Annotated in this window: 2 protein-coding genes; one reads left to right on the forward strand and one right to left on the reverse strand. The window is 46.2% G+C overall.

What is annotated here, in order from left to right; translation table 11 throughout:
* The coding region (locus tag VB740_RS17755; RefSeq protein ID WP_323201278.1) for a plasmid replication protein, CyRepA1 family at positions 1-2,259 on the forward strand (2,259 nt) is incomplete at its 5' end.
* Between the two features lie 121 nt (positions 2,260-2,380).
* Here the strand turns inward: VB740_RS17755 and VB740_RS17760 are convergent.
* Positions 2,381-2,784 (reverse strand): tyrosine-type recombinase/integrase (locus VB740_RS17760; RefSeq protein WP_323201279.1); only part of this gene is annotated, 404 nt, incomplete at its 5' end.

The following is a 2,784-nucleotide window of genomic DNA, read 5'->3' on the forward strand; positions in this document are numbered from 1 at the left end:
CTCAACAATGGGCATCGCGTAAATTTGCTGAAAAATCTTGCCGAACGCTTGCGGACGGCGATGTATTCCGACTTGGGTTACACAGGTTTAGCCCAGTCCCAAGCCCTTAGTATTACTATTGACAGCTTGCACAAACTCAATACTCAGTCTCTCACCTACGGCTGCATATTTATAGATGAAGCTTGCCAATACCTCACCCACCTACTGCACAGTAATACTTGCAAACAGCACCGTGCAGCAATACTTGAAGTACTGGAATATATAGTATACAACGCGCCACTGGTCGTCATCGCTGATGCACACATGGATGACCTGACTGTGGATTTCTTCCGCTCCATGCGACCAAAAGGTGAAGTACCTTACATCATTAAAAACGAATGGCGAAACGGTTCACGCACAATTTATTGGTACGAGGGGGATAATTCAAGCGCCCTAGTCGCCCAAATCTCGGCAGCGTTGATGCTTGGAGAAAAAGTTATGGTTGCCAGCGACAGTAAGCGTTTTATCAAAAAACTCGACAAATCCTTTACTATCAAGTGCGAAGAATCTAACTCCGAAAAATCACATACACCACAAAAATGGCGTATTTGGTCGGTTCACTCTGACAATTCTGGCAGTGATGAAAATGTTGCTTTCATCAAAGATATCACCAACGCCGTTAAAAACTTTGATGCCTTGTTCACCTCTCCCAGTCTGGGAACTGGTGTCGATATTTCGGAGTATCATTTTGATGTTGTATTTGGTGTGTTTCACGGCGCTTCCCAAACTGCTACCGAGTGCGCCCAACAACTTTACCGTTATCGCCCCAAAGTCCCGTTTCACGTTTGGGTAGCCCCGCGCCCCCCATTTGGATACCAAGATACTAATGCCGCCAAGATTAAAGAACGCCTTCTCCAAACCAATGAAGTGACTGCTTTTCTGTTGCGGATTGACCGTCAAACAGGCAAGCGCGGCGCAGAGAAAGATTGGGCGCTTGAGGCTTACTGCCAAATTCTTGGCAACCGCCACTATTCTCTCAATAATCTGCGTGATGACTTGCGATCGCTCCTCACCGAAATGGGCAATACATTTATATATGTGGGAAGTGATTCAGATCCTCAATCTCTCGAAAGTCTTAAAGCAGCAGCACAAGCTTTGGATAGTGCCCACAATTCGTCTGTTGCCAAGGCCAAGAATATTACTTTGAGCGAGTACCGTGCCCGTCAGAGCAAAGATTACCTTGACCCTAATGAAATTTTTGAATGTGAAAAGTTCCGCATTTCTGATTCTTACGGCATCGAAGTAACCGAATCGCTCGTAGAAATGGATAAAGGTGGTCGCTTAATTAGAGCAATTGCTGGACTTGAGGCCATTTTAGCCCCACCCGAAGAATCGTTTACTGACCCCAAAACTGGGCAAAGTTATCCTACACCACCAACAATTGTCACCCAAAAAGACCGCACCGAGCGCGACAATCTACCTTTGTGCATCGACTGGGGCAATTACTCGGCACGGTGGCTGGCTAGATTTAACCTGGGGCTGCATCAAATTCTCACTTCTTTAATGAAGGGTGATGAAGTTACTGCCGACGATTCCACCTTACTCAAGATGACGGAGATTGCTATACATTGTGCTGCTCACGTCAAAGCAATTCTTGGGTTTACTATTCCCCTAGACTGTAAACCTATTTGGTTGCTAGGAACTTTAGTCGAGCAGCTGGGGCTAAAGTTGACCTTCCGTAAGCAGGGCAAGCGCGGTCAACAGGTGAAACTTTTCTCTTTATCTAAAGAGGAATTAGAATTTGCAATGCATGTAATTGCTCATCGTGAAACGAAGCGTAATCAAAAAGAAAATCGAACCTATTATCCTGCTCAAACCCAGTCTCAATACAGTGTAGACCCTAATCAGCAGCCCGTATCCGCCCCCCCCCTTGATGCTATAGGGAACTCCCATTGCCAGGGTGAGGATACTACCGATGAGAGCAGAGGAGTTGAGGAGTTGAGAAACAAAGAAGAAATTTGTACAAGTTCTTTCCCCTCTGCTCTCTTCACTGATCGCATTACGCTACTCCACTGCGTAGAAATACTTCGCTCTGGTATTTCTCGTGGAGTTGAGGCAATTAAAGGCATCCTTAAGCGATGGGATGAGGATTTGCGCTGGGAGACGGTGCTGGAACTTGAAGCGATCGCTCTTGATGAACTGCGACTTGTGGAATCTCAAGTTCCTGAATTTTATGAATGGCTCTCTGAAGAAGTGTTGCCTATGGAGGGGGCTAGCTAGGGAAAAATCCCTTTGGCATTTGAAAGCAGTTTTTCTGCTTAGTTTCCAGTAACAATCGATGCCACTGGTTCTTATTTGTGCTGCATTCTCACTGGTTCAAATCTTAGAGTTTGTGTAAATGTCAAAGATCCATCAAGTTCAAAGCGCTACTGTCATTCGGTCTAGCCTTGAGATAGCGATCGGTGATGGCTAAATTGGCATGACCCAAAGTTTCTTTCACCAGTACTGGATTAGTCCCGCGCTCAATAGCGTGAGAACCGTGGGCATGACGTAACCAGTGAGCCGAAACCAGTTCGCTTAATCCGGCTTCGAGTGCGATTGCTTTGACAATCGGGTGCAAGTTTTGACGGTCGAGGTGTCCCCCCTTTTGACTTGGAAACACTGCTTGATTGGAGTGAGCCGAAGCTTTGAACTCCATTAATTCCGTCCAGAGTTTCTGCTTGATGAGAATTGTGCGATTTTTACTGCCTTTGGCTTTTCGCACGTACACTTGACCACTCTCACCACGGGGTGTCAAATCTCCCC

Source organism: Nostoc sp. UHCC 0251, assembly GCF_034932245.1.
GTDB lineage: Bacteria > Cyanobacteriota > Cyanobacteriia > Cyanobacteriales > Nostocaceae > Nostoc.